We start from the raw sequence: 25622 nt of genomic DNA, 5'->3' as shown, positions 1-25622 counted from the left end.
GAATGGTTATCCTGGACGAATTCGACCTGCACGCCGCTCAGTTCGGCGAAGCGGCGGGCGTTGAAACTCTCATAAAAAAAACCGCGGTCGTCGCCAAACACGTTCGGCTCGATGATCAACACGTCGGCGATAGCGGTCGGGGTTACCTTCATTATCGAATCACTTTATCCTGAAGAATTTGCAGCAGATACTGGCCGTAACCATTTTTTTTCAGCGGCAGCGCCAGTTTCTCCAACTGCGCGCCGTCGATATACCCTTTGCGGTAGGCAATTTCTTCCAGACAAGCCACTTTCAAGCCTTGGCGTTTCTCGATGGTGGCAATAAACTGCGACGCCTCCAGCAGGGAATCGTGGGTGCCCGTGTCGAGCCAAGCCATGCCCCGGCCCATCAGTTCGACGTTCAATTGCTGCGCCTCCAGATACATCCGGTTGACGTCGGTGATTTCCAGCTCGCCGCGCGCCGACGGGGCGATGTCGGCGGCGATGTCGCACACCTGCTTGTCGTAGAAATACAGGCCGGTGACGGCGTAGTTCGATTTTGGCCGCGCCGGCTTTTCCTCGATGCTGACGGCGCGCCGGTTGGCGTCGAAGTCGACCACGCCGTAGCGCTCAGGGTCCTGCACGTGGTAGGCGAACACGGTGGCGCCGTCGGCGCGGCCGTTGGCCTGCTCCAGCATGCCGTCGAGCTCGTTGCCGTAATAGATATTGTCGCCCAGGATCAGCGCCGACGGCGCGTCGCCGACGAAGGCGCGGCCGATGATGAAGGCTTGCGCCAGGCCGTCCGGCGAGGGCTGCACCGCGTAGCTCAAACTGACGCCCCACTGGCTGCCGTCGCCCAGCAGTTCGCGGAAGCGCGGCGTGTCCTGCGGCGTCGAAATAATCAGGATGTCGCGTATGCCGGCCAGCATCAGGGTGCTGAGCGGATAGTAGATCATCGGTTTGTCGTAGATCGGCAGCAATTGCTTGGAGACGCACATCGTCACCGGATACAGGCGCGTGCCGGAGCCGCCGGCGAGGATGATGCCTTTGCGGCTAGCGGTTGGCCGGCTCATGCCGCGATCTCCCGGCCAGCGTAGTTTTGCTCGACCCAGTTGGCGTAGGCGCCCGATTGCACGTCGGCGACCCAGGCCTGGTTGGCCAAGTACCACTGCACGGTTTTCAAGATGCCGCTGTCGAAGGTTTCGGCCGGCTTCCAGCCAAGTTCGCGCTCAATCTTGCCGGCGTCGATCGCGTACCGGCGGTCGTGGCCGGGGCGGTCCGCCACGTACGTCAGTTGCTCGAGGTAGCTGCCGGCGGCGCCCGCCTTCGGCGCCAGCCGGTCGAGAATGGTGCAGAGCGCGCGCACCACGTCGAGGTTGGGCATTTCATTCCAGCCGCCGACGTTGTAGGTCTCGCCCGGACGGCCGCCGTCGAGCACCCGGCGGATCGCCGCGCAGTGGTCGCTCACATACAGCCAGTCGCGCACCTGCTGGCCGTCGCCGTAGATCGGCAGCGGCTTGCCCGCGAGGGCGTTGGCGATCACCAGCGGAATCAACTTTTCCGGGAAATGGTAGGGGCCGTAATTGTTCGAGCAGTTGCTCGTCAGCGTCGGCAGGCCGTAGGTGTGGTGGTAGGAACGTACCAGATGGTCGGAAGCCGCCTTCGAGGCCGAATACGGGCTGTTCGGCGCGTAGGTGGTGGTTTCGGTAAACGGCGCCTGGTCCGGCCCGAGCGTGCCGTACACCTCGTCGGTGGACACGTGCAGGAAACGGAAGCCGGCCTTCTCCTCGCCGTCGAGCTCGCCCCAGTAGGCACGCGCCGCCTCGAGCAGGCTGAAGGTGCCGTTGATGTTGGTGTTGATAAATTCGCCCGGCCCGAGGATGGAGCGGTCGACATGGCTCTCGGCGGCAAAATGGACGATCGCCCGCGGACGGTGCGCCCGCAACAGCGCCAGCACCTGCGCGCTGTCGCAAATATCGCCGCGCACGAACAAGTGGCGCGTATCGTCCTTCAGCGCCGCCAGGTTGCACATATTGCCCGCATACGTGAGCTTGTCGAAATTGACGACCGGTTCGTCGCACTGGCCCAGCCAGTCGAGCACGAAATTCGATCCGATAAAGCCGGCACCGCCTGTTACAAAAATCATAAATTTGCCCATCTAAAAGAAATGTTTGAAAAATGGCTGCGCGGGCGGCGACGTGGCCGTGCCACGTCCCGCCGCCGCAACGCCTTATGCCCGCTGGTAGACGTCCTCGTAACGCACGATATCGTCCTCGCCCAAATAGCTGCCGGACTGCACCTCGATGATGTGCAGCGGCACCTTGCCGGGGTTTTCCAAGCGGTGGTTCATGCCGATTGGAATATAGGTCGACTCGTTCTCGGTCAGCAACTTGACGCTGTCGCCGCAGGTCACGCGCGCGGTGCCCCTGACCACCACCCAGTGCTCGGCGCGGTGGTGGTGCATCTGCAGCGACAGCTTGCCGCCCGGGTTGACGGTGATGCGTTTGACCTGGAAGCGTTCGCCGGCGTCGATGCCCTCGTAATAGCCCCACGGCCGGCAAACCCTGGTGTGGCGCAGGTGCTCGGTGCGCTGCTGCGCCTCCAGGTGCGCGACGACCTGCTTGACGCGCTGGACCTGGTCCTTGTGCGCGACCAGCACCGCGTCGCGTGTCTCGACGACAACCAGGTCTTGCAACCCGATCACCGCGACGATGCGGCTTTCGGCGCGCACTAGCGAGTTCGCCACGCCGTCGAGGTAGACGTCGCCGCGCACCACGTTACCGTCGGCGTCGGCCCGCTGCACTTGCCACAGCGCCGACCAGGAGCCGACGTCGCTCCAGCCTATGTCGGCCGGCACCACCACCGCGTGGGCGGTGTGCTCCATCAGCGCGTAGTCGATCGAATCGGACGGGCAGGCCGAAAAAGCGGCCTCGTCCAGCCGGCAAAAGTCGAGGTCGCGGTAACCCAGCCGCACCGCCGCCTCGCAGGCGGCGACGATGGCCGGCTGATACAAGGCCAGCTCGCTCAGATAGCTGTCGGCGCGAAACAGGAACATGCCGCTGTTCCAAAAATAGTTGCCAGCGCTGACGCATTGCTGCGCCGTCGCGCGGTCCGGCTTCTCGACGAAGTGCGCGACGCGGTAACACGACTCGGCGCCGTCCAGCGCGGCGCCGGCGCGGATGTAGCCGTAGCCGGTTTCCGGCGCGGTCGGGACGATGCCAAAGGTCAACAGCGCACCGGCGCCAGCCTGGCGCGCGGCGCCGCCGATGGCCAGGTGGAAGGCCGCCACGTCGGTGATCACATGGTCGGCCGGCAGCACCAGCATCAGCGCCTCCGGGTCGATGGCGGCCAGGTAGTGGGCGGCGGCGGCCACCGCCGGCGCGGTGTTGCGCCCGGCCGGTTCAAGCAGGATGGCGAGCGGGGCGACGCCGATGTCGCGCAACTGCTCGGCCACCAGGAAGCGGTGTTCGTTGCCGCACACTACCAGCGGCGCCATCAGGCCGGGCAGGCCGGCCAGACGCAGCGCCGTTTCCTGCAACATCGTATTGTCCGTGACGAGGGGTAGCAATTGCTTAGGCAACACCGCGCGCGACAACGGCCACAGACGCGTGCCGGAGCCGCCGGACAGGATGACTGGATAAATGTTCATGCCTTGATGCTCTTCCGTTCGGTTACATTCGTATTCGTATCGTCGTCGGTGCGGCGCTTGCTGCGCCGGTCGCGCGCGTTGGCCCAGGCGTCCGGGTCGCACTCCGACACGTGCTTCATCTCGCCGGCGCGGTCGACGCTGTAGTCCTTGAAGACGATCATCTCGTCGAGCGCCACCCCGGGCAGCACACGGGTGTATTCGAACAGCACGCTGCGCACCACCTCGGCGCCGGAGCAGATGTGGCTGCCGTGGCCGATCCAGGTCGGCCCGATGATGGTCGCGCCGGCCTCGACCCGGGTGCCCGAGCCGATGTAGACCGGGCCTTCGATGCGGGTGCCGTCGGCCCAGTCGATGCTGGTGTTGAGGCCGACCCACAGGCCCTCGTCGACTTGGATGCCGGGCACGTCCATGTTGGCGACCTCCCCCATCAGCACGCTTTGCAGCACTTCCCAGTAATCCTTGACGCTGCCGATGTCGATCCAGTTGAAACGCCGCGTCTGGGCGTAGAACGGCAAGCCCTTCTCGACCATCAGCGGGAACAGTTCTGAGCCGATGTCGAACGGGCGGTCGGTTGGAATCAGCTCGATCACCTCCGGTTCGAAGATATAGATACCGGTGCTGGCGAAGTTCGACAACGCCTCCGTTTCGCTGGGCTTTTCCTGGAAGGCGCGGATGCGCCCGTCCGGGTCGGTGACGACGACGCCGTAGTTCGGCACCTTGTCCCACGGCACCTCGCGCGTGATGACCGACGCCAGCGCGCCCTTGCGGCGGTGCTCGAACAAGGCCGACTTGATGTCCAGGTCGATCAGCGCGTCGCCGCACAGCACGATGGTGGTGTCGTCGAAGAAGCCGCCGAAGTCCTGGATTTTCTTCATGCCGCCGGCCGAACCGAGCGGTTGCGGCACCACTTCGCCGGCGTCGTTGGTGTAGCCTTCGAAGGAATAGCCGATCTGCACGCCGTACTGGTGGCCCTCGCCGAAATATTCCTCGATTTTTTCATGCAGGTAACTGACGTTGACCATGATCTCGGTGATGCCGTACTTGGCCAAGTGCTCGACCAGATAGGCCATCACCGGCTTGCCGAGGATCGGGATCATCGGTTTGGGCAGGTCGTAGGTCAGGGGCCGCACGCGCGTGCCCTTGCCGGCCGCCAGAATCATTGCTTTCATGCTGTCACGCTCCGTTAAATGACTGCTTGCGACATGGTTTGCCAGCGCCAGGAATCGACGCACATCTGCTCGAGGTTGCGCACGGCCTTCCAGCCCAGCTCGCGCTCGGCCAGGCCGGGGTCGGCGTAGCAGGCGGCGATGTCGCCCGGCCGGCGCGCCACGACCTGGTAGGGCACGGGTCGGCCGCTGGCGGCCTCGAAGGCGCGCACCATCTCCAGCACGCTGTTGCCGCGGCCGGTGCCCAGATTGTACGTGTGCACGCCCGGCGCCGCCGCCAGCTTCGCCAACGTCTTGACGTGGCCCAATGCCAGGTCGACGACGTGGATGTAATCGCGCACGCCGGTGCCGTCCGGCGTCGCGTAGTCGCCGCCGTATACCGACAGCAGCGGGCGCAGGCCGTGAGCGACCTGGGCCACGTACGGCAGCAGATTGTTCGGGATGCCGTTGGGTTCCTCGCCGATCAGGCCGCTTTCATGGGCGCCGACCGGGTTGAAGTAGCGCAACAGCGCGATGCGCCAGCCCGGGTCGGCCAGCGCGGCGTCGCGCAGCATCTCCTCGACCATCAGCTTGCTGCGCCCGTACGGGTTGGTGGCCGACAGCGGGAAGTGTTCGAAGATCGGCACCGAGGCCGGGTCGCCGTACACCGTCGCCGAGGAGCTGAACACCAGCGTCTTGACGTCGAACTTGGCCATCGTCTCGAACAACACCAGGCTGCCGTTGACGTTATTGTCGTAATAACGCAGTGGCTGTTCGACCGATTCGCCGACCGCCTTCAGGCCAGCGAAATGGATCACCGCGTCGAAACGCCGGGCGGCGAACAGGGCCTCGAGGCCGGCGCGGTCGCGCACGTCGAGCGTGACGCAGTCGACGCCCTGGCCGGCGATCGCGCCCACGCGCTCCTGCACCGAGGCCTTGGCGTTGCTGAAATTATCCAACGCCAGCACTTGGTGGCCAGCGGCCAGCAGTTCGACGACGGTATGGGAGCCGATGTAACCCATGCCTCCAGTTACGAGTATATGCATTGCTGAACCTTTGTTGTCGGTGCGCACGGGGCGCAAGGAAAAACCGCGGCCTGGACCGCGCCTACAAGCGCCACACGCGCAAGCCGGACTGCTCCAGCGCCGCCGCGTCGAAGCACGCCTTGACGTCGATGAAGCAACCGCCCTTGACCAGCTTTTGCTGGAAGTCTTCGGCCGGCAGATCGAGTAGTTGTTGGTGCGACACGGCCGCCACGATCGCGTCGGCGCGCGGCAGCTCGTCCCACGAGAACAGGCGCACGCCATACTCGTGCATGGCCTCCTCCGGGTCGGCGTACGGGTCGTGCACGAACACCTCGACGCCATAGGTCTTGAGTTCGTTGATGACGTCGCCCACCTTGGAGTTGCGCAGGTCGGCGCAGTTTTCCTTGAACGTCAGGCCTAGCACGTTCACGCGCGAGCCCTTGATGTAGCTGCCGGCGGCGATCATGTTCTTGATGGTCTGCTCGGCGATGTACTTGCCCATGCCGTCGTTGATGCGGCGCCCGGCCAGGATCACCTGCGGGTGGTAGCCGACCATCTCGGCCTTGTGGGTGAGGTAGTAGGGATCGACGCCGATGCAGTGGCCGCCCACCAGGCCCGGGCTGAACTTCAGGAAGTTCCACTTGGTGCCGGCCGCCTTCAGCACTTCCGAGGTGTCGATGCCGAGCTTGTCGAAAATGATCGCCAGCTCGTTCATCAGCGCGATGTTCAGGTCGCGCTGGGTGTTCTCGATGACCTTGCATGCCTCGGCCGCCTTGATACTCGAGCAGCGGTGCACGCCCGGCTCGACGATCGACTCGTACATCGCGGCGACGGTCTGCAGCGTTTGCGGGGTGTCGCCCGAGACCACCTTGACGATGTTGGTGAGCATGTGCTGGCGGTCGCCGGGATTGATACGTTCGGGCGAGTAGCCGACGAAGAAGCCGTCCTTCCACTTCATGCCCGAGGCCTTCTCCAGCACCGGGATGCACACCTCCTCGGTGGCGCCTGGATAGACGGTGGACTCGTAGACGACGATGGCGCCCTTCTTCATGTGCTTGCCCACGCTGGTGCTGGCGCCGATCAGCGGCGAGAAATCGGGGCTGTGGGCGCCATCGACCGGGGTCGGCACCGCGACGATGATGATGTCGGCCTCGGCCAGCATGGCCGGGTCGGCCGTGTATTCGGCGTGTTCGGCGGCCGCCATTTGCGCGTCGCTCAGCTCGCGCGACGGGTCGACGCCGCGCTGGCAGGACTCGACCTTGGCGGTGGAGATGTCAAAACCGATGGTGCGTGCCCGTTTGCCGAACTCGACGACGAGGGGCAGGCCGACGTAACCGAGGCCAATCACAGCAATAATAGTCATATAACAGCTTTCAATTCAGTGAGTTGCCGCTTAGCGGCGAAAGGCTTCTTTGATGAACAGGCCAATGAAGGCCATGTCCTCGATAAAATAGCGGCGAAACATGCGCCGCGGCTCCTGCAGGAAACGGTAGAACCACTCCAGGCCGACGTTTTGCATCCACACCGGCGCGCGCTTGACGCGGCCGACGGCGACGTCGAAGGTGCCGCCGACGCCCATCGCGAACGGCACCTTCATCTGGGCCTGGTACTGGCCGAGAAAATGTTCCTTCTTCGGCGAACTGATCGCCACGAACAGCAGATCGGCGCGGGCCGCCGCGATGTCGGCCACCACGCCGGCCTCCTGCTCCGGCTGCCAATAACCGTTGCGGTAGCCGGCCACGGTCAGGCCCGGGTACTTGCGCTCGTAGTTGTGCTTGACGCCGGCGACGACTTCCTCGCGCGCGCCCAGCAAATACACGCGCCAGCCCTTCTCGGCGGCGCGGCGCATCAGCGCCTCGAACAGGTCGACCCCGGCGACGCGCTCCTTCAAGCCCTTGCCCAGCAGGCGCGAGGCCCACACCACCGGCATGCCGTCGACGTTGATCAGGGCGCACTCGTTGATGATGCGGCGCAGCTCCGGGTCGCGGTTGGCCTTGACGAGCTTGTCGACGTTGACCACCACGTGCTGGTGCGGCAGGCCGGACTGGATAAAGCCCTCAACCCGTTGCAGCGTGTCCTCCATGCTCAGATTATCGATCTGGCAGCCCATCATCGTGATGCGCCCGCTCATGCCAGCGCCTTGTCCAGCGCCGCGACGATGCGCTCGGCGGCCTTGCCGTCCCACAAGTGAGGGCGGCGGCCGGCCTTGCCTTCGCCGCGCAAAATGGCCTCGGCCGCGGCGACGATGCGCGCCGGGTCGGTGCCGACGAGCACGTTGGTGCCCTCGTCGACCGTCACCGGCCGCTCCGTGTTCTCGCGGATGGTCACGCACGGCACGCCCAGCGCCGTGGTCTCCTCCTGCAGGCCGCCGCTGTCGGTGAGCACCAGCGCGGCGTCCTTCCACAGGTTGAGGAAAGCCATGTAGGCCTGCGGCCCGACCAGGGTCACGTTCGGCCCGAGGTCGACGCCGAAGCGCTCCAGGTTGGCGCGGGTGCGCGGATGGACCGGAAAGATCAAGGGCAGTTGCGCGCCAATCTCGCGCAGCGCGCCGCCGATGCGCGCCATCATCGCGGCGTCGTCGACGTTGCTGGGACGGTGCAGCGTGACCACGCCGTAGCGTCCGCCGCCCTCTTGGCAGCGGGCCTTGAAGGCGGCCGTCTCGAAGCCCGCGGTGTCGGTGCGCTCGAGCTTGTCGGCCTGGTACAACACGTTGTCGACCATGACGTGGCCGACGTAGTGGATCGCCGCCTCGGCCTTGCCCTCGCGCCGCAGGTGGCCGACGGCGCTCGGCTCGGTCACGAAGAACCAGTCGGAAATACTGTCGGTGACGAGGCGGTTGATTTCCTCAGGCATGCTCATGTCGCCGCTGCGCAGGCCGGCCTCGACGTGGGCCACGGGAATGTCGAGTTTTTTGGCGACGATCGAACAGGCCAGCGTCGAATTGACGTCGCCCACCACCAGCACCGCGTCCGGGCGCTCGGCCAGGCACAGGTCCTCGAAGGCGACCATGATCTTGGCGGTCTGGGCGGCGTGGCTGCCGCCGCCGGCGGCCATGAACAGGTCCGGCTCGGGGATGCCGAGTTCCTCGAAGAAGACCTCGTTCATCTCGCGGTCGTAGTGCTGGCCGGTGTGGATGATCTTGAACGCGATACCGCCATGCGCCTGCAGCGCGCGCACGATGGGCGCGATTTTCATGAAATTGGGGCGGGCCCCGGCAACCAGATAGAGAACAGGCATAGACAAAACCTTTAGTGGTAAATTTTAGAAAACATCGATTGTAAACCGCGCCTCGATCGGCCCGGCACTCTGTTGGGTGGTAACGCGCAGCACCGGACACGGCGCCTTCGACTCGTACGTCCTGGAGAACCAGCCCAGCGGCGGATCCTCGGCGCCGCGCAGCAACTCGAGGCTGAGCGCGGCGCCCGAAAAGCTGCCGACCAAGCTGAAGGCGCGGCCCTGGACGCGGACCTCGGCGCCGTCCAGCGTGACCTCCAATCCGGGGGCGAAATGCCAGAACTGTTCCAGCAGGTGGCCCTGGCGCGCGACGATATGGTCGCGCACCAGCAGGCTGCGGGTGGCGGCGTCGAACTGCACCGCGCGCTGGTGGCGCACCGGATCGGCCAGCCGGGTGTAACCGTCGTGCCAGCCGGCGAAGTCGAACTGGGCCGGCCCGGTCGGCATGCGCTCGATATGGCAGGCCGCCTTGCGGGTCCACATGAAACGCCCGCCGCTGACGGACTGGTCGCAGCGGTCGACGCGCAGCGTGTTGTGCGCCGAGGTACCGCGGAAGTAGTCGCGCCACTGGATGTCTTGCCAATAGGAATAGGTGCCCGGGTCGACCAGGCATTCCTCGCCGCCGACCGACAGCGTCAGCGCCAGCGCGTCGGCGTGACCGTGCGCGGCGATGCCGAGGTAGCCCAGCGCGCCGCAGTCGAGCATGCCCTTGATCTCGTCGGCCGCGCCGAAACCGCTGCCGAACAGCAGGTAGCCGCCGTCGGCGAAGTTCCAGTCCGAGGCGGGCGGCTGCGCCGACGCCGGCGCCACCTGCCCCAGCCCGGCCAGCAACCACTGCGCGGTGGCGCTGCGCGCGCCGGGCGCCGCGCCGAAGATGGCCGCTGCCAGCGCCAGCAGCATCGCCGGCCGGTCGGCGGTGGCGCCCGGCTCGAGCCGGAAGACGATGCCGTCGTCGGCGTCGCCGACCATCGGCACATGGCCGCCGACGTCGCGCACGGCGCCGAGGAAATGCAGCGCGCGCCGCAGCACTTGCCAGTAAGCGGTGGAGAACGGGTCGCCGGCGCGGCAGCCGGCGACGCCGGCCAGCAGCAGGAATTCGGCCGTGAAGACCTGGTAGGAGAAGGCCTGCTCGCGGTTGACGCCGTCGCTGGAATGCTGCTTGACGGCTTCGGCCTCGAGCTCGCGCTTGGCCTGGGCGCGCCACTGCTCGCTGTGCTTCCAGCACGGCCAGGTCTGCGCCGCCACGTACAGGCCGGCCAACTCGCCCACGAGATGGTTGTTGGCCGACGAATGGCGCGAAAAATGCCGTTGGATGTACTGGCAGTGGGCGAAAATGCTGGCCAGCCAGTCGCGCCGCAGACTCGCCCCGGCGGCGCCGCCGAACAGGGCGCCGTCGGCGCCGCCGGTGAGCTGCCAGATCAGGCTCCAGTTAATCAGGCGGATGCCCAGTTCCAGGGAACTGGTCCAGTTGGGGCCGCGCAGCGGCGGGCATTGCTCCAGCCAGGAAGCGATCTGCCCAGCCAGCGCGTCGGCGTAACGCCGCTCCCCGCTGAGCGCGTACGCCTGCGCCAGGCGCACCAGGTGCAGGTGGCGGTTCAATTCCCACACATGCTTGATGTCGCCCACCAGCGCGCGGTCGGTGATGCCGATGCCGGGGCCGAAGACGTCCGGCCCCGTCACCCCGGTCAACGGGTCGCGGTTCCAGCGCGGCGCCGGGCCAACCTGGAACACGGTGGCGGCAAACAGGATGACCTCGCCGGCGACGATGGCGTCGGCGTCGTGCAGGTAGGGCGCCGCGTCGAGCCCGGCGGGCGCTAGCGCCGGCGCCGCTGGCCGCTGCGCCGCCTGCGGCGCCGGCGCCTCGCGTGCGAGCAAGCCGTGGCGTACCATGCGCGTCAGCACCGCCTGCTGAAAACGATACAGCACCTCGCCGGCCGACATGCACCTCAGGCGATTGACGAACCACAGCGCGCGCGCGCCCAGCGCGCTCATGCGCGCGCCCCGTGGCGGCGCGCAGCGGCACGCGGGGGAAACTTGACCATACCGACCACCCTTACCATATATTACTATTTACCATATATATACTCCCCGCCCGCCTACGATAATAAAAGAACCCGTTCGCCGCAGCCATCGCCCGTCTCGGCGGCGGCGCGCCGGCGACGATGACGGCGACGACGACGACGACGAGCGATATTATAATATGTCTTTTGCAACAAGCCTGTTTTTCTCGCGCGCGGCGCTTATTTTCGATGCGCCAGTGCTGCGCCGCAGCAATCGGCGCGCGCCGTCGCGCCGTCCGGCCCGAGACGCGCGCCCGATTGACTGGGGCGGCCAGATCCAGATATAGTGCGCGCTGGCATAACTTATCTATTCGTCAGCGTCCGCGCAACGTTTGGCGGGCGCGCGACGCTCGAGTACGCCGCGCGCGCCCGGCAGGCGAGGCCGGAACCGTTCCCGCTCGTGCTTGCGACCCCATCGGCAGGGCTGCGGAACGCCGGCCGCGGCTGTTTGCGCTTACAATTTTGCCGGCGCGGGTAGCGCCGCGGCTGCGGGGATTTTTTGTCAAGTTATATTGAAGGCGTCACGTACATTGAAAAACCTCACATTTTTGCTCCGCCATTTGCTGCGCCGCAACCTCATCGCGCTCGGGAGGGCGCGCGCCCTGATCCGCCGAGAACGCCTACCCTGGCCGCAACTGCAAGCGCGCCAGGGCGCGCTGCTGCGCGCCACGCTGGCGACCGCGCGCCGGGTGCTGCCCCACTACGCCGCCATCCCCGTTGCGCCGGACGACGCCGATATCCACGCCTGGCTTCGCGCGCATTATCCGGTCATATCGAAACAGGATTTGATCAAAGGCCGCGCCACCCTGTACCCAAACAAGGGCAAGCGCCGTCCTTGGTGGCCCTCGGGCAAGACCAGCGGCACCTCGGGCACGCCGCTGGAAGTATTTCGCAGCATCGATTCGGTCGTATGGGAAGAAGCGTTTCAATTGCAATTTTGGCAATGGGCCGGGTATACGAACGGTGAAACCCAAGCCGTGCTGCGCGGCGACCAGGTCAGCGACATTGACAGGCAAACGCCGCCGTTCTGGCACTGGGACCGCTTCGGCCGGCAATTGTTCATGTCGACGCGCCACCTGTCGACGCGCACGGCTGCGGCCATGCTCGATAGCATGCAGGCCAGCCGTCCCGGCATGCTGCGCGCCTACCCGTCCTCGGGCTTCGAACTGGCGCGACTGGCCGAGCAAATCGGGCACGGTGCGCGCCTGCGCGCGGTCGTGACCGGCTCCGAGCCCCTGTTTGCGCTGCAAAGGGAACAAATGCAGCGCGCCTTCGCCTGCCAGGTGTTCGATTTTTATGGCATGGCCGAGCGCGTGGCCTACGCCGCCCAGTGCGAGCACGGCTTCTACCACGTCAATCCGGAATACGCGTGGGTCGAGATCCTCGATCAAGACGACCTGCCCACCCGTGACTTCGGCCATGTCGTCGGCACCACGCTGCATAACCACGTGATGCCGTTGATTCGCTACCGCATCTCGGACCGGGCCCGCTGGGTCGACGGCGTCTGCCCCTGTGGCCGCAGCTACCCGCGCCTCGAACTGTCCTCGGGGAAGGTCGAGGACCAGCTCTATGATCGCGAAGGCACCCCCGTCAGCGCCAGCATTATCACGTTCGCGTTCAAGGGGCTGGCGCACATCCGCAAGTGCCAGGTGGCGCAGCTCGGGCCGGGCGCGTGGGAAATCCGCATCGTGCCCGAGGCCGGCTACGCGGCCGCCGACCAGCAGGCGCTGCTGGACAATGTCGGCGCCTACATCAGCCAGAAACTCGACGTTACGGTGCGCATCGTCGCCGACATTGCCCTGATGCCAAGTGGAAAATTCAAGTGGGTGTCGCAAGAGTGGCCGGGCTCCCACGCCGCCTGCGGCGCCCCGCGCTGACGCGCGCGGCCGTCGGCAACCGCGGCCACCGCCGCGGCGCTTCAGCAGACGGCTTTATCCCGCACGGCTTAACGATAGCGATTTTATGACAAAGAAAATTCTGTTTTGCGGCCCGATACCACTACCCGGCGCCAAACCCCTCGGCGGCTATGAAACGTGCAACAGACGCACCATCGACGCGCTGCGCGCGCGCGGCGCGGCCGTCGACGAGCTGCGCTACCCGCAACCGCGCGGCGGCGCCCTGAGCAAATTGCGCGGCTACTGGGGCGGCTTCGCCGGGCTGCTGCGCCAGCTTGCGCCGCAGCGCGACGCGTTGCTGCACGTCACCGGCCTGTACAAGCAATTCATCCTGCCGGAATGGCTAATGCTGCGCCGCGCCAGAAAACTCGGCATCGCCACCGTCTACGACATCCGCGCCGGGTCCATGTTCACCTATTACCAGCGCTACGGCCCGCTGTATCGCTGGCTGTTCCGGCGCGCCCTCCAGAGCGCCGACGCCGTCATGATCGAGGGCATGGAATACGCGTCCTTCGTCGAGACGGTGACCGGCAAGGCGGCTTTTTACCTGCCCAATCACATTGGCGCGGCCGGCATTCCGGCGCGCCCGCCAGAAGGCAGCGGCGGCGCCGCGCTGCGCCTGATCTATGTCGGCCGCGTGACGCGGGAAAAAGGCGTCGAGACTGCATTATTAACCGCCAGAACGCTGGCCGCGCGCGGGCTGGCCTGCGAGATCGCCATCGCCGGCCCCGGCGACGCCAAGCTGATGGCCAGTTTGCGCGCCGACTACGCCGACCTCAACGTGGAATGGCTGGGCTCGCTGCAATCGAGCGAGGTGCTGGCCCAGTTCGGCCGCGCCCACTTCTTTCTGTTTCCCACCCGGCACACCGGCGAGGGTCATTCGAACGCGCTGACCGAGGCGATGGCGATGGGCTGCGTGCCGGTCGCCTCTGCCAACGGTTTCAACCGTTCGGTGATCGGAGAAACCGGTGCCGTTCTGGCGCTGGACGCCGACGCCGGCGGCTACGCCGACGCCGTGCTCACGCTATGGAACGGAGCGTCCTGGGCGGCGCACTCGGCGGCGGCGATGCTGCGCACCAAGCAACTGTTCTCGACCGAGCAGGCCGTCGCGCGCCTCCAGGCGCGCTATACCGAAGTATGGAAGGAGTTCACATGACATTGATGTTTGCGGGTGATTTGGCTTGGCCCGAAGCCGGCGCGGTGGAATTCGACGCATTGGCACAACTGTTCGCCGGCGCCAAAGTGGTGGCCAACCTGGAAGGCGCGATGCTGCGCGCGCCCGCGCAGGATAGCGCCATTAACAACGCCTACAAGTTCAATCTTTACTCGCACGCCTCGGTCGCCGATATCCTGGCGCGCCTGAACGTGGTCGCCTGCGGTCTGGCCAACAACCACATCTCCGACTATGTCGGCGGGGTCGACAACAGCAAGGCCATGCTGGCCGAATGCGGCATTCAAGCCTTCGGCACCGAAGCGCTGCCGTATTGCGAACTGGAGGCCTTCGGCCAGCAGTACGTTCTGTTCGGCGCCTGCTCGCCGCTGCCGGAGCCGGGCGCCGAGCCGCACCAGGACCAGGCATGCCTGTTCCGGCCGGCGCCCGCGCTGGCCCTGCTGGCCCGGCTGCGACGCCAATTCCCCGACAGGAAACTGGTGGCGTTCATGCATTGGGGCTATGAACTGGCGCGCTACCCGCAGCCGGCCGACCGCGAATGGGCGCGCCAGGCGATCGATGCCGGTGTCGACTTGGTGATCGGCCACCATCCCCACGTGGTGCAGGGGCTGGAACGGCACGGCAACGGCCTGATTGCCTATTCGCTTGGCAATCTGCTCTTACCGCAAACCGACTACCGCGGCCGCAAGCTGCATTACAAGAGCGCCGCGGTGTGCGAACAATTGGTGCTGGGCCTGTCCGGCGCCGGCGTACAGGCCCATTGGCTGCGTTATCATCCGCAGCAAGCGCGTGTTTCGTACGAAGGCGGCGGCCCCGCCACCGACGACGCAGCGCTCAAGCAACGCACCCCGTTCGCCGGCATGGGCGACGCCGACTACCGCCGCTGGTTCGCCCAAACTGGCCAATTCGGCACCGACAGCGGACGGCGCTCGGGGCCGGTGTTCTGGAGCTACCGCGGCTGGCGCGGCGCCCAGGCCAGCGCCCTGTTCCAGCTGCTCAGGGCGAAACGTACGGTGCGCAAGCTAGCCATCGCCAGCGGCCTGCACAAACCCTACAACTGGTGAGGCCGGCGCGGTTTCGCGCTGTCCACCAGCGGTGGTCTTCATTTGGCGCCGTGCGTCATTGCCGTTGAGCACTCGGCATGGTACGTGGCGTGAGCGCGCCTGGGCGCCCGCCGTCCTAGCCGACGGTGTATCGCGCCGTGGTAGGCGGTGGTGGATTGCCAGTCCGCCGCGCGTCACCGCCGTCCTCGCTGGCGTGGACAGCGGTGACGCGGGGACAGCTCGGTTTATTTAGGCAAGGTGATTGCGGCACCGCCGATCGCCAGCCTCCTGCCCGTGGCAGTCGTCGTCAGCGAAATGAGCGGATTCTTGCAGCCGATATCGAGCACCATTAAAAACTCGGCCGTTAGCGCGGCGGGCAGGGCAAAGGCGCCATGGTCCTCGTAGGTGCCGGTCTTCGACGGCGCCCCCACACGTTTGCCGAAGATGGCGTTCGGCGTAACCGAGCGCACGCACAGAGTGCGGTCGATGTTGGTGATCTTGACCATGTTGTTGGCATCGACCACCAGCGGCGCCGCCGCATGCAGATTCCATTCGAATACCCTCGCCGTCGCCGACGCCAGGGTGTCGCGCACCACCACCAAGTCCTGGGCCCGCAGATACCATAACTGGCGCTTGGCCGAAGTCAACGCCCCGTCGTAGGCGGCGGTGGCGTCGCCGTCGGTATAATCCAACGAGGACGAGGTGGAAAATGAAGTCACTTTACCGTTACGGCTCAACAGCTTGTCGAAGCCATCGACCAACTGCCCCTTACCGCCATCGAAGGTGATGGCGTTGTGCGCCTTGGTCTGGCGGTACCAGTCGCGCCACAGCGGCGAACCATACCAGTCGTACCAGCCGGTTTCGATCAGTAACGGACGCCCGCCGCTCGTCACCAGCAGGCTGTTCTGGTCGGCGTGGCTGTGGTTGAACGAGCCGTACGGGCTCGATTTAAAGTAAACCGAGGTTCTGGCGCGGTTAGAAATATCGCTATGCATTGCCACCCAACCAATGCTCGGGTACAGCGCGGCGTTGGGAGGGGGCTGCGGCGTCGCCACTGAATTGACCGGCAGTGGCCAAGGCGCCGCTAGCAGGGACAATGGGTCTTCGTCGCCGCTCAAACTCTTGACGTACCAAGCCGCCGTAGGAGTGGCGAAGCGCGAAGCAAAACCCTTCAGCTCGGTCGGCACCGGGGCCGCCTCATGCTCGTCTCCAAAGGTGTGACGGGTCGCACCGGGCGGTTGGAAGTGCATAAAGAAACGCAGGTAGCCGTCGGCCCATGGCTTGCCGAACAGATTGACTCCGGTGGCGGCGGCAATCGGCTGCCAAATCGCCATCGACGATAGCGCGGCGTGCTGGCCGTAGGAGGTGCCGTTGGCGAAACCGCCCTCCGAGCCGCTCCATGGATAAATCGAGTGAACGTAGGCGCGGAAGGTAAAGTCGAACCACTCCGTGGCCTCGGGTATATCCCCCATCGCCAGCACCGAAATGGCGGCTAGATATCCTTGCGCGACGGTGCCGTGTGAATCGAAAGGAAATTGGTCGAGTCCGCCGTCGGCGGTCTTGAACGCCGCGAACATATCGTTGGTGCGCAACTTGACGACGTTCAACCAGAAGGCGCGCACCGCCGGCTCCAGGTCCCCAGCCAGAAGATCGATGCTCTTGATGAGCGCCAGCGTAATGACGCGCGTTTCCTGGTCGGCGTTCAGCAGACCCGTTGGTCCGGTGGGACTGAACGCGGCAACCTGCGCGCCTCGGGTCAATGCCTCGTTCAAGTATTGACGGTCCGCAGTCATGCGCCACAGGAAGGCTGCCGCCTCGAATTGGCGCGTCAAGTCCAATATGGCCCAACGGATCGCCGACGCCTGCGCGTTGCTTGCCGCCGTCACCGTGCCGGTGTTGACCAGCGGCCAGTTGGCATCCTTATAAATGGGAATGCTCTTGGCGCGCCATTGCACCTGAGCAATTAGCGTCGACAACGCCGGCGAGCGCTCGGCCGCCATGGTGGCGCTCCAGCTGCTGCGCGGATACAAGCTGGCGCTCAAGCTGCGCGGACGCGCGCGGCTGATGATCCGTTGCTTCAGTAGCGTATCGTCCGGCACCAGGAATTTTTTCGATGTCGCATCATTGATGGAAAAGGCTCGCGGCGACGACCAGACGGTGCTGTTGGACGGGCGCGCCCGCCACGAGTATGTACCAGCCGCCAATGGCTCCGATGGCAGGTACCAGTTGCGCGTAGTGGTGTAGGTCCGAACGCCGCTCGGACCGGTTACTTCGAGGATATAGTTGGGAGGCTTCAGGGCGGGCATGGCCCAGGTGAAGCCGGGCGGGTTCTGCGCTTGAACCTGCGCGTCCGCCGGCAGCGGCCGCACGACGCGGGCCAGCGGCGACGTCACCCAATCCGCATGGCTGGCGCTCGATACGATGCTGCTGAAGAGTATCAAGCCACGTAATAATATCGGCGCGGTTCCCAAGTTCATCGTTCACCTCCAAAAAATTCGTAATAGACCGCAAATGCCAGTAATAGTGCAACACGGGCCGACTGGCGCGAATTCCCGAGAAATATGCGTACTGGACAAGACGAGTGATGACGGTGGCGTCCGCCTCCGCCAGTGACGCTGTAGCTATTGGGGAATTTTATCTTACTTTTCGGCAAAAACAATGACTAACTGCGAGCGGCACCAAAACACCTGTGGTTTTATAGCGCTAACGCAATAATTTCCCAAAAAAAATTAACTCGGGTGAAATAACAACAAGAATCGCCTCGACGCACTGCTGCGCCGTGCCACATTGGGCACGCCTTTAACAATTTTTTGTTGCGAATTCGCTCGGAGATGGGAGGGGGGGGCGCGGCAACGCTTGGCGCGCCACGGCGGCGCCATATCGGGTCGCTTGCGCTCATATGGATTCCACCACTCGGTCGTTTGGGGCGGCGCCCGGTGGCTGCTCGCGCGCCGGGATGGCGAGGCGCGGATCGCCAGCCGGGCGCAGGAAGCCACGCGCCGCGCCGAGCGCATATAAGTGCCAGGACGCCAAGGCCAGGGCGGCTTCGGCCAAACTCTTTTTTCGCCAAGCCAAGACGCCGAACACCAGCGCCCAGAGCGCCACGGCGAGCGCCGCGAAGGTTGGAAAAAACGCCGCGCCAGCGCCGGCGCCGAACGCCGCGGCCAGCAACGCGGCGCAGTACAGTGCCGGCGCGGCAAATACGAACCAGCACAACTTGACGCTTCTACCCAGCCAGGAATGCCCGAGCGCCGCGCGCAGGAACGTCCCGCTTGCTTCGATGCGACCGTTGCGCCATAGCCGCATGAGCATCTGCGACGAGCTCTCACGGTGGCCGGAATGGCTGACGGCCGGCTGCGCAAGGCGCACCAGGCGCCAACCGGCGGCGGCCAAGCGTACGCCCAACTCGGCTTCCTCGAACGCCGGTAGCCAGCGGTTCGATAGATAGCCGACCGCCTCGATCGCGCTGCGCCGATACAGGCCGCCGCCGCCCAGCACGCGCACGTCGCACTCCTCGCGCAGGCCTTCGTACTGTACCACCCGCAGCCTGTCCGCCATGGTATGCACATGGCGGTCGAGCAGGCGCCCGCCAACGCCGGCCACATCCGGATGGGCCGCCAAATAGGCGATCGCGGCGCGCAGGAAACCCGGCTCCATCGTCATGTCGCCATCGAGCACGTAAATCAAGTGTCCACGGGCAAACTGGTATCCCAACTGCAGCGCCGCGCCACAACTGCGGTCCGCCGACGATTCGAATTGCACGATCCGCACTTGAAACTCCGCGGCAATCTCGACGGTGCGATCGGTGGACAGCGAATCGGCCAGGACCACCTCGCCGTCGAGACCGTCCAACTCTGCCAGCGCCGAGCGCAGGCAGGCCGCGATGCCGCCCTCCTCGTTGAGCGCCTTGACGATGATAGTCAGCGCCACTTCGGGCCCGACCGGCGGTAAATCTGTTGCGTGCATAGTATGACTCAATGGTTGTGGCAATCCGGCCCGCACGGGTGCGGCGCCCGGCGTCAGGATGAAAACAGCTCGTCCCGGCTGGCGCGTAAGATGGCGTTGGCGCGCACGCGTTGGCCCCTGAAAGTGGCGAACAGCCAGTCCTTAACGGTTTTCAGATAACACAATGGCAGTAACACGGGCAGCAATTTACGGTACAGCTTGAAACGCGAGCGGAACTGCGTATAGATCGAAAAACCACTATCGACCTGTGCTCCGGTGGAACTGCCCGATTTGTGGTAGACCAGCGCGCTGTAAGCGACCGCGTTGCGGAACAGTTTTTCCGAGCGCAGGGCCCAGTCGATTTCCTCATAGTACAGAAAATAGCGCTCCTCCATTTCGCCGACGCGGTTCAGGAAGTCGCGCGACACCAGCATGGAGGCGCCGCTGATCCAGTCCAGCCTGGCTTCGGTACGCTGTCGCACCGCCGCCGTGATGTCGCCGCGCCGCAGGCAATGGCCGTGCAGGTCGGCGAACGCGCGCCCGCGCGAGAACAGCCCTCCACCCAGCGCCTGCACCACATCGGGCTCGGCGTAGAAACAGTTCACGGAGCCGGTGATGCCGATACCGACGTCGGCCTTGGCGGTCTCGACCATACGCGCTAGACAGGCTGGATCGACCACCGTGTCGTTGTTGAGCAGCCAGACGAACTGGCAGGCGGGATCGGACAAGGCCATCCGTATGCCGACGTTATTGCCGCCGGCAAAACCGAGGTTGCCGCCGGTGCGGGCGATCAACAACGGCCCATCCACATCCGCGTCGGCCCGGTAATGCGCCGGCGTGTCGACGACGGCGCAAGTGACCGGCTTGGGCAGCGCCGGCGAACTCAGATACGCTAGCGGCCCGACCCGTTCAGGGCCGGGCTCGGCGCCGCTGGCCCAAGCCTGCAACGACGCCACCGAGCCGTCCGAGGAGTCGTTATCGCACACCACCACGCGGAAATGTGGATAGTCCAGCCGGAGCACGCTTTCCAGGCACTCCACCGTGTCGCGCCAACCATTCCAGTTGACCAAGACAATCCAAATTTTCGGCATGTCGCCAGCTTTATTATTAATGTTCATTATTTAACCACGCTATCCGGTTCATCTTGCTGTTTGCGCCGCAGGTCCTCGGTCGGCTCGCCCAGTACGATAATGGCGGCGATTAATATGAAGGCCAGCGTCATGCCCGAAGCGATCGACAGCACCGTCTTCGTGCCGATCACCATCATTAGCGAAATCGTGATGAAACCGGCGAGCGTACCGCCCCGGTCCAGGCGCCGGCGATACACCCCCAAACCGAGGAAAATAGCGCCGAGGAAGACGACGCCGTAGGCCAACAACCCGGGCAGCCCGGCGTCGAGGGCTACGCCGAGCCAATAATTATCAATATTATAACGAACGCCATCGAAGAAGCCCAGCTTGACCGCCCCCATGCCGTTGCCGTAGCCGAAAAACGGGCTGTTCAGCACCAGCGGCACGCCACGCTCCATCGCCACGATCCGCCCCAATGTGCTGCTGACCTCGTTGCCGGTGCGGCCGGCGATCAGCGCCGACACCTCGTGCATCGCGTAATAGCCGAGGGTCAGCAACACCGGCAGCAACAGCGCCGAAGTCAACAGCGCCAGGCTGGCCTTGTGTTCGTTGCCCCCGGTCTGCCGCGGCAGTAGCTTGAGCAGTCCCACCAGCAGCACCGCCAGTACCAGCACGGCGATACCGGAGCGGCTGCGCGAGGCAAGGATCATGGCCACGGCCAGCGGAATAAAACCCAGGCTGGCCCAACGCAACAGCACTTCCTTGCGGGTGAAGAACAGCGCGGCGGCCAGCGGCACCATCATCGCCAGGAATTCGGCCAACACCATCGGATGCTCGAAGGTTCCCTGGGCGCGGTAGTTGCCGTCTCGAAATTTTTGCCGCAACATGTCCAGCAATACCAGAGGATCCTCGCCACTGAGCGTGATGAAACGCTCAAACAGCGTGTGTTTGAGCACCGATTCATACGAGGCCAGGCAGGCCTGCGCAATGGCCACCAGCACGAGTGTGATGAGCAGACGGAACACGTCGCGCTCGTCGCGCAGCACCGCCAGCGCGATAAAGAAGACCAGGTAGTAAGACACCACTTCCGCGCCCAACGACAATACCTGCGCGACGGGCTGGCTGCCGGCGGCCGAACTGACGACACGCCAGGCAAACAGAAACAGCGTGGCCGAAACGAGCACCGGATGGGCGCGGCAACGCGTCAGAAGACGCGCCATCGGGCCTTGGCAGGACAGGATACTGAAGGTGGCCAGCAACAGCAGCGCCAACCAGGCCAACTTGGTCGGACTCACCGTCGGCAGGCCGCCGAAACGGTAGACGATATAGGCCGGCCACAAGTTGATCAGCGCGGCCAGCGCCAGTAACAACGTGTTGAGTAGGCTGTCTGGGGCCTCGCGGCGCATTGGCATCACCCACAAGCCCAGCAACCCGAGCAGGCCGATCGGCACGGCGAACATTTTCACCAGCGCACCCGGCGCCATCACGGCCGCCATAAAGCCGGCCAACAACGTCAACCCCAGCGCCCCCAACCCGAGCAAACCAAGCGTTGCATAATGGGCGAAGCCCCGTCGATTCCGTTTTTCCATCAATCCACTCCCTTACCGGCCTGCGTCGCGACACCAGCCTGCGCGCGACGATTACACCAAAACCAAAAAACCAGTTGCGCCAGCGGGATCCACAGTGCGTACGCCGCCAGGCGGACGTTGATGGCGCCGTCGACGCCGTAACGCGGAATGGCCCAATAACTGGCACCGACCACGACCACGCTGGTGGCGATGGTCAGGGCAGTGTTGAGCTTGAGCATGCCCCGGCCTATCCACTGCGGCGTCATCAATAGCGCCAGGCTGATGCCTAGTATCGTCGGCAACAAGGCGCGAAACATCGCCACGCTTGGATCGAAGGCATGGCCGGCGACCAGCGCCACCATCCACGGTGCCACTAGATAGGCGAACAGCGATAGCCCGGCGACGCCGGCCAGCACTTTTTTCGCCAGACGCTTCTGCTGCGGCCAAAACGCGTCCGGGCTGGCTTTAGCCAAGCCGCCGTAGATCACCATCAGCGCGCTTTGTGGCACGATCAGCAACAGGGCGACCATTTGCTGGGCCAGCTGGTAGAAGCCGACGTCGCTCTTGCCCAGGTCGTGGTTGATCAGCAGAATGCTGACCTGGTCGAGCAGGAAGGCGCTCACCGTCGTCATGTGAATGACGACGCCGGAGCGCAACAGCGGTAGCACTTCGCGCCTGGCCCACTTGGCCGAACTGCCAGCCAGTTGCCACAGCGGTAGCAACACTAGCGCGGCGACCAAAAACTGACCGATCAATTGCGAGGCCAGCGCGCCCGGCACACCCAACCCCAGATACATGACGAGCAGGAAAAACACGGCGAAGCCGGCGCTGCGCCCGATGTACTGGGCGCGGTTGAGCAAGCCTGTTTGCGCAGCCGCCGCCAACATGTTCGACGCGTACTGTTCCCACACCAGCAAGGGCACGGCGCCCAAAGCGAGCAGCAGCAGCGCCGGGCTGAGGCCCTTGAACAGGGCGCCGCCGCTGCCCAGGTACAGCATGCAGGCGCACAACAGCGCGGCCGCCGCCAGCGCCGCAGCCATGCCGCCCAGCGTACCGAGCTGCTCGGCCAGGGTCGGCTTCGATTGCGCCGACTGCAGACGGTGTTGCAGGGCCTGCCCGAGGCTGAGATTGAATAGGGTGGCGAACAGCGCCGCCCAGGCCATCGCCGCGGCGAATTCGCCGCGGCCCTGCGGTCCGAGCAAGCGCGCCGACACAAACAATGTGCCCAGCGACAGCACCATGCCGTAACCGCGCGCCACGCTCATCATGACAATGCGACGCAAGTCACTCATGGACGACGCTCCCCACGGGCGCGGGCGGAACAGCGTGGCGGAGGCCGCCGAGCCCGCGGCAAAGAAACGCCGCTCGACGCAATGCTAGGTCAACCAAGCCAACGGCAAGACAAAGGCACTGGCAAGCGCGGTCAGCATCGAGGGCGCCACGGCCGGGTGCAGCGAGACGCACACCTGCTGTATCGGGAAGGCGAACAAATAAATTCCGTAGGACAGGTCGCCGATACGCTCGGTACTGAACGGCAGCACCTAGTCCGGATGGCGCGCGATACACAGCGTGCAGTAGCTGATGGCGACGCTGGCAATAACCGGAAACCAGGCCAAACCCGCCGCGGCGCTGGCGAAGAACACGCACGCCAGCACTGCGGCGGCCATGCCGCGCAACGACACCCGCGCCCGTTCGAGGCAGCAGGCTGCGTTCAGCATGAAGTACGGCGCCAACAGCGCCGGACCGGCGGAATGCCCATTCAACACCATATACCAGCAGCACAGGCAGACGCCGACGCTGGCAAGCAGCCGCGCCCCGGTGTTGCGTCCAAGACCCGGCAGGCGCAGCGCGATCACCCCACCATCGCACACCAGACATGGTCGGCCGCGCATAGGCGCTGGCGATAATCAAGTAACCGCTGATGGAAAAGAACACGCCGACCGCCAACGTGCCAAACGTCATCTTGCCGCCGGTCGCCAGCGCGAACGGCTCGGCGGCGCCAAGGCCGGTCAGGTGGTAGCTGTGCGAGAACAGCACCAGCCGGGCGGCCATCAATCGTATCACATTGAATTTATTTCCTGGAACCGCAACGCCGACAGCCAGCGTCATGGCGGCGCCGCGCCGTTCGCAGGCGCGCCCTGCAGGAAGGCCTGCTCGAGCGCCAAAAGATCGCGGCTGCGCTGCTTGACCTTACGCGCGGGCGCGCCGACGTAGACGCCGAAGGGCTCGCAGTCGGTTCGCACCAGCGACAGCGCGCCGATGGCCGCACCTTCGCCGACGCGGATGTTGGGCAGCAGCACCGAACCGCTGCCGATAATCGCGTGGCGCCCAACATGTACCGGTCCGACACTGATATTGGTCCACTCCGGCGCCAGCGTCGGCCCGGTCATGTAGGCGCCGCTGTAGTCGTCGTTGCTGGAATAGATCGCCACCCGCGACGAGACGTTGGCAAAGTCGGCCAGCGTGATGCGGCCCTTGCCGATCAGACAGGAAAACACGGCGACATGGACGTTGCGGCCGATATCGATACCGCCGACGCCGGCCGACAGCACGCAAAAGTCGTCAATGCGGCTCTGGTCGCCGATACGGATGTTGGCGGCGTTGTGCAGAGATGCCAGGCGCGAGATGCGCACGCCCCGGCCCAGGTGGGCCAGGCCGAGCGCGGCCATTTCAGCTTCACTCAAAAAAGACATGGTGAACGCTCCCCGCTACGCGCGCTCGGCGCTGCGCAAGATGTCGCAGATACGGTCAACCTGTTCCAGCGGCAGATCGGGGAAGATCGGCAGGCACAGCACGCGCTCGGCGACGTGGTGGGCCACCGGCAGATTATCCCGCCGCGCCGACTGCAGCCCGCGGTACATCGGAAACTCGCTGATGAGCGGGTAGAAATAGCGCCGCGACATGATGTCCTTGGTCTGAAGATAGACGTACAGCGCGTCGCGCGCCATCGGGTAGTCGGCCTCGACGAAGACCGGAAAATATGAATTGTTCAGGCGATCGACGTCGGCCACGGCCGGTACCGAAATGCCGCGTACCGACGCCAGGTTGGCGCGGTAGCGCGCGGCGATGGCGGCGCGGCGCTCAAGCACCACGTCGACGTGCTTCAACTGCAGCAGGCCAAAGGCGGCCTGCACTTCGTTCATCTTGCCGTTGATACCGGGGGCGACGACGGTAACCTCGTCGGCGATGCCGAAGTTCTTCAGATGGTCGATGCGCTGCTTGGTCTTGGCGTCCGGGCAGATGATGGCGCCGCCCTCGAAGGTGTTGAAGACCTTGGTGGCGTGGAAGCTGAGCACTGACAGGTCGCCGTAGTTGAGTACGCTACCGCCCTTGTAGTCGACGCCGAACGCGTGCGCCGCGTCGTAGATCACCTTCAGGCCGTAGACGTCGGCGATGCGCTCGATCTCTTCGACGTTGCACGGGGTGCCATAGACGTGGACCGGAAAAATCGCCGTCGTTTGCGGCGTAATCGCCGCCTCGATCATTTTCGGGTCGAGGTTGAAAGTGACCGGGTCGATGTCGACAAACACCGGTTTGATGCCGTTCCACAGCAACGAATGGGCGGTCGCGACGAAGGAGTACGGCGTCGTGATGACCTCGCCGGAAATACGCAGCGCCTGCAGCGCCGTCACCAGCGCGATAGTGGCGTTGGTAAACAAGGCCAGGTGCTTCACGCCCAGGTAGGCGGCCAGTTCCTGCTCGAGTTGCTGGTGGAAGGGACCGGCGTTGGTGAGCCATTTGCTTTCCCAGATCTTCTCCAGGTAGGGAATAAATTCACCCAGCGGCGGCAGGGACGGTTCGGTAACAAATATTTTTTTCATGATGTCGGCTAAGAATGG

22 protein-coding genes are annotated in these 25622 nt (G+C 64.9%); 3 read left to right on the top strand and 19 right to left on the bottom strand.

Annotated features, from left to right (window positions below):
• From ACFDR9_RS06430 to ACFDR9_RS06385, 10 genes are all read right to left on the bottom strand, one after another.
• Nucleotides 1-152 (bottom strand): dTDP-4-dehydrorhamnose 3,5-epimerase family protein (locus tag ACFDR9_RS06430; RefSeq protein WP_409030455.1); only part of this gene is annotated, 152 nt, incomplete at its 3' end.
• Nucleotides 152-1051 carry a glucose-1-phosphate thymidylyltransferase RfbA gene (gene rfbA, locus ACFDR9_RS06425; RefSeq protein ID WP_409030453.1) on the bottom strand — a complete coding sequence of 300 codons (900 nt, stop codon included), beginning with the start codon at nucleotides 1049-1051 and terminating at the stop codon, nucleotides 152-154. The genes ACFDR9_RS06430 and rfbA, both read right to left, overlap by 1 nt.
• Nucleotides 1048-2124: a dTDP-glucose 4,6-dehydratase gene (gene rfbB / locus ACFDR9_RS06420; RefSeq protein WP_409030452.1), complete on the bottom strand. Its 1077-nt coding sequence runs from the start codon at nucleotides 2122-2124 to the stop codon at nucleotides 1048-1050. The genes rfbA and rfbB overlap by 4 nt, the downstream gene beginning before the upstream one ends.
• Nucleotides 2125-2208: 84 nt before the next feature.
• Nucleotides 2209-3627 carry a mannose-1-phosphate guanylyltransferase/mannose-6-phosphate isomerase gene (locus tag ACFDR9_RS06415; protein WP_409030451.1) on the bottom strand — a complete coding sequence of 473 codons (1419 nt, stop codon included), beginning with the start codon at nucleotides 3625-3627 and terminating at the stop codon, nucleotides 2209-2211.
• On the bottom strand, nucleotides 3624-4796 hold the full coding sequence (locus ACFDR9_RS06410; RefSeq protein WP_409030450.1) for a sugar phosphate nucleotidyltransferase: 1173 nt from the start codon (nucleotides 4794-4796) through the stop codon (nucleotides 3624-3626). Before ACFDR9_RS06410 ends, ACFDR9_RS06415 begins: the two co-directional genes overlap by 4 nt.
• Nucleotides 4797-4810: 14 nt before the next feature.
• The gene (gene galE / locus ACFDR9_RS06405; protein ID WP_409030449.1) at nucleotides 4811-5818 is read right to left on the bottom strand and encodes a UDP-glucose 4-epimerase GalE; all 1008 of its coding nucleotides are present in this window, start codon (nucleotides 5816-5818) and stop codon (nucleotides 4811-4813) included.
• Nucleotides 5819-5879: 61 nt separating this feature from the next.
• A complete protein-coding gene (locus tag ACFDR9_RS06400) occupies nucleotides 5880-7160 on the bottom strand; it encodes a nucleotide sugar dehydrogenase (protein WP_409030448.1) in 1281 nt (426 codons plus the stop codon).
• Between the two features lie 30 nt (nucleotides 7161-7190).
• A complete protein-coding gene (locus ACFDR9_RS06395) occupies nucleotides 7191-7928 on the bottom strand; it encodes a WecB/TagA/CpsF family glycosyltransferase (RefSeq protein ID WP_409030447.1) in 738 nt (245 codons plus the stop codon).
• Nucleotides 7925-9034, bottom strand: a complete 1110-nt coding sequence (wecB, locus tag ACFDR9_RS06390) for a non-hydrolyzing UDP-N-acetylglucosamine 2-epimerase (protein ID WP_409030446.1) — start codon at nucleotides 9032-9034, stop codon at nucleotides 7925-7927. Before wecB ends, ACFDR9_RS06395 begins: the two co-directional genes overlap by 4 nt.
• A gap of 24 nt (nucleotides 9035-9058) precedes the next feature.
• Nucleotides 9059-11023: an alginate lyase family protein gene (locus ACFDR9_RS06385; RefSeq protein WP_409030445.1), complete on the bottom strand. Its 1965-nt coding sequence runs from the start codon at nucleotides 11021-11023 to the stop codon at nucleotides 9059-9061.
• A gap of 598 nt (nucleotides 11024-11621) precedes the next feature.
• Here ACFDR9_RS06385 and ACFDR9_RS06380 point away from each other — a divergent pair.
• The 3 genes from ACFDR9_RS06380 to ACFDR9_RS06370 all read left to right on the top strand — a co-directional run bounded on the left by ACFDR9_RS06380 (nucleotide 11622) and on the right by ACFDR9_RS06370 (nucleotide 15221).
• Nucleotides 11622-12968: a phenylacetate--CoA ligase family protein gene (locus ACFDR9_RS06380; RefSeq protein ID WP_409030444.1), complete on the top strand. Its 1347-nt coding sequence runs from the start codon at nucleotides 11622-11624 to the stop codon at nucleotides 12966-12968.
• An 85-nt stretch (nucleotides 12969-13053) separates the two neighbouring features.
• Nucleotides 13054-14142, top strand: coding sequence for a glycosyltransferase family 4 protein (locus ACFDR9_RS06375; protein ID WP_409030443.1), 1089 nt, complete (start codon nucleotides 13054-13056; stop codon nucleotides 14140-14142).
• Nucleotides 14139-15221, top strand: coding sequence for a CapA family protein (locus tag ACFDR9_RS06370; protein ID WP_409030442.1), 1083 nt, complete (start codon nucleotides 14139-14141; stop codon nucleotides 15219-15221). Before ACFDR9_RS06375 ends, ACFDR9_RS06370 begins: the two co-directional genes overlap by 4 nt.
• Nucleotides 15222-15445: 224 nt before the next feature.
• Here ACFDR9_RS06370 and ACFDR9_RS06365 read toward each other — a convergent pair whose 3' ends face one another.
• From ACFDR9_RS06365 to ACFDR9_RS06325, 9 genes are all read right to left on the bottom strand, one after another.
• Complete coding sequence (locus ACFDR9_RS06365) at nucleotides 15446-17677, bottom strand: heparinase II/III family protein (protein ID WP_409030441.1); 2232 nt, start codon at nucleotides 17675-17677, stop codon at nucleotides 15446-15448.
• Between the two features lie 418 nt (nucleotides 17678-18095).
• A complete protein-coding gene (locus tag ACFDR9_RS06360; RefSeq protein ID WP_409030440.1) occupies nucleotides 18096-19166 on the bottom strand; it encodes a glycosyltransferase in 1071 nt (356 codons plus the stop codon).
• A gap of 53 nt (nucleotides 19167-19219) precedes the next feature.
• The gene (locus tag ACFDR9_RS06355) at nucleotides 19220-20263 is read right to left on the bottom strand and encodes a glycosyltransferase family 2 protein (RefSeq protein WP_409030439.1); all 1044 of its coding nucleotides are present in this window, start codon (nucleotides 20261-20263) and stop codon (nucleotides 19220-19222) included.
• The gene (locus ACFDR9_RS06350) at nucleotides 20263-21804 is read right to left on the bottom strand and encodes an O-antigen ligase family protein (RefSeq protein ID WP_409030438.1); all 1542 of its coding nucleotides are present in this window, start codon (nucleotides 21802-21804) and stop codon (nucleotides 20263-20265) included. Before ACFDR9_RS06350 ends, ACFDR9_RS06355 begins: the two co-directional genes overlap by 1 nt.
• Nucleotides 21804-23075 (bottom strand): lipopolysaccharide biosynthesis protein, encoded by a 1272-nt coding sequence (locus ACFDR9_RS06345; RefSeq protein ID WP_409030437.1) that lies wholly within the window; start codon nucleotides 23073-23075, stop codon nucleotides 21804-21806. Before ACFDR9_RS06345 ends, ACFDR9_RS06350 begins: the two co-directional genes overlap by 1 nt.
• Nucleotides 23076-23159: 84 nt before the next feature.
• Nucleotides 23160-23324 carry a hypothetical protein gene (locus ACFDR9_RS06340; RefSeq protein ID WP_409030436.1) on the bottom strand — a complete coding sequence of 55 codons (165 nt, stop codon included), beginning with the start codon at nucleotides 23322-23324 and terminating at the stop codon, nucleotides 23160-23162.
• Nucleotides 23325-23675, bottom strand: a complete 351-nt coding sequence (locus tag ACFDR9_RS06335) for a hypothetical protein (protein ID WP_409030435.1) — start codon at nucleotides 23673-23675, stop codon at nucleotides 23325-23327. It abuts the gene before it with no gap.
• Between the two features lie 213 nt (nucleotides 23676-23888).
• On the bottom strand, nucleotides 23889-24476 hold the full coding sequence (locus ACFDR9_RS06330) for an acyltransferase (protein ID WP_409030434.1): 588 nt from the start codon (nucleotides 24474-24476) through the stop codon (nucleotides 23889-23891).
• Nucleotides 24477-24491: 15 nt separating this feature from the next.
• Nucleotides 24492-25604 carry a DegT/DnrJ/EryC1/StrS family aminotransferase gene (locus tag ACFDR9_RS06325; RefSeq protein WP_409030433.1) on the bottom strand — a complete coding sequence of 371 codons (1113 nt, stop codon included), beginning with the start codon at nucleotides 25602-25604 and terminating at the stop codon, nucleotides 24492-24494.
• Nucleotides 25605-25622 lie beyond the last annotated feature (18 nt).

The sequence above is a fragment of the Janthinobacterium sp. CG_23.3 genome, assembly GCF_046115965.1.
In the GTDB taxonomy this organism is placed as follows: Bacteria; Pseudomonadota; Gammaproteobacteria; order Burkholderiales; family Burkholderiaceae_D; genus Janthinobacterium.
Note: the sequence above shows the minus strand (reverse complement) of the source record. Positions and strands in the feature narration are given on the sequence as shown.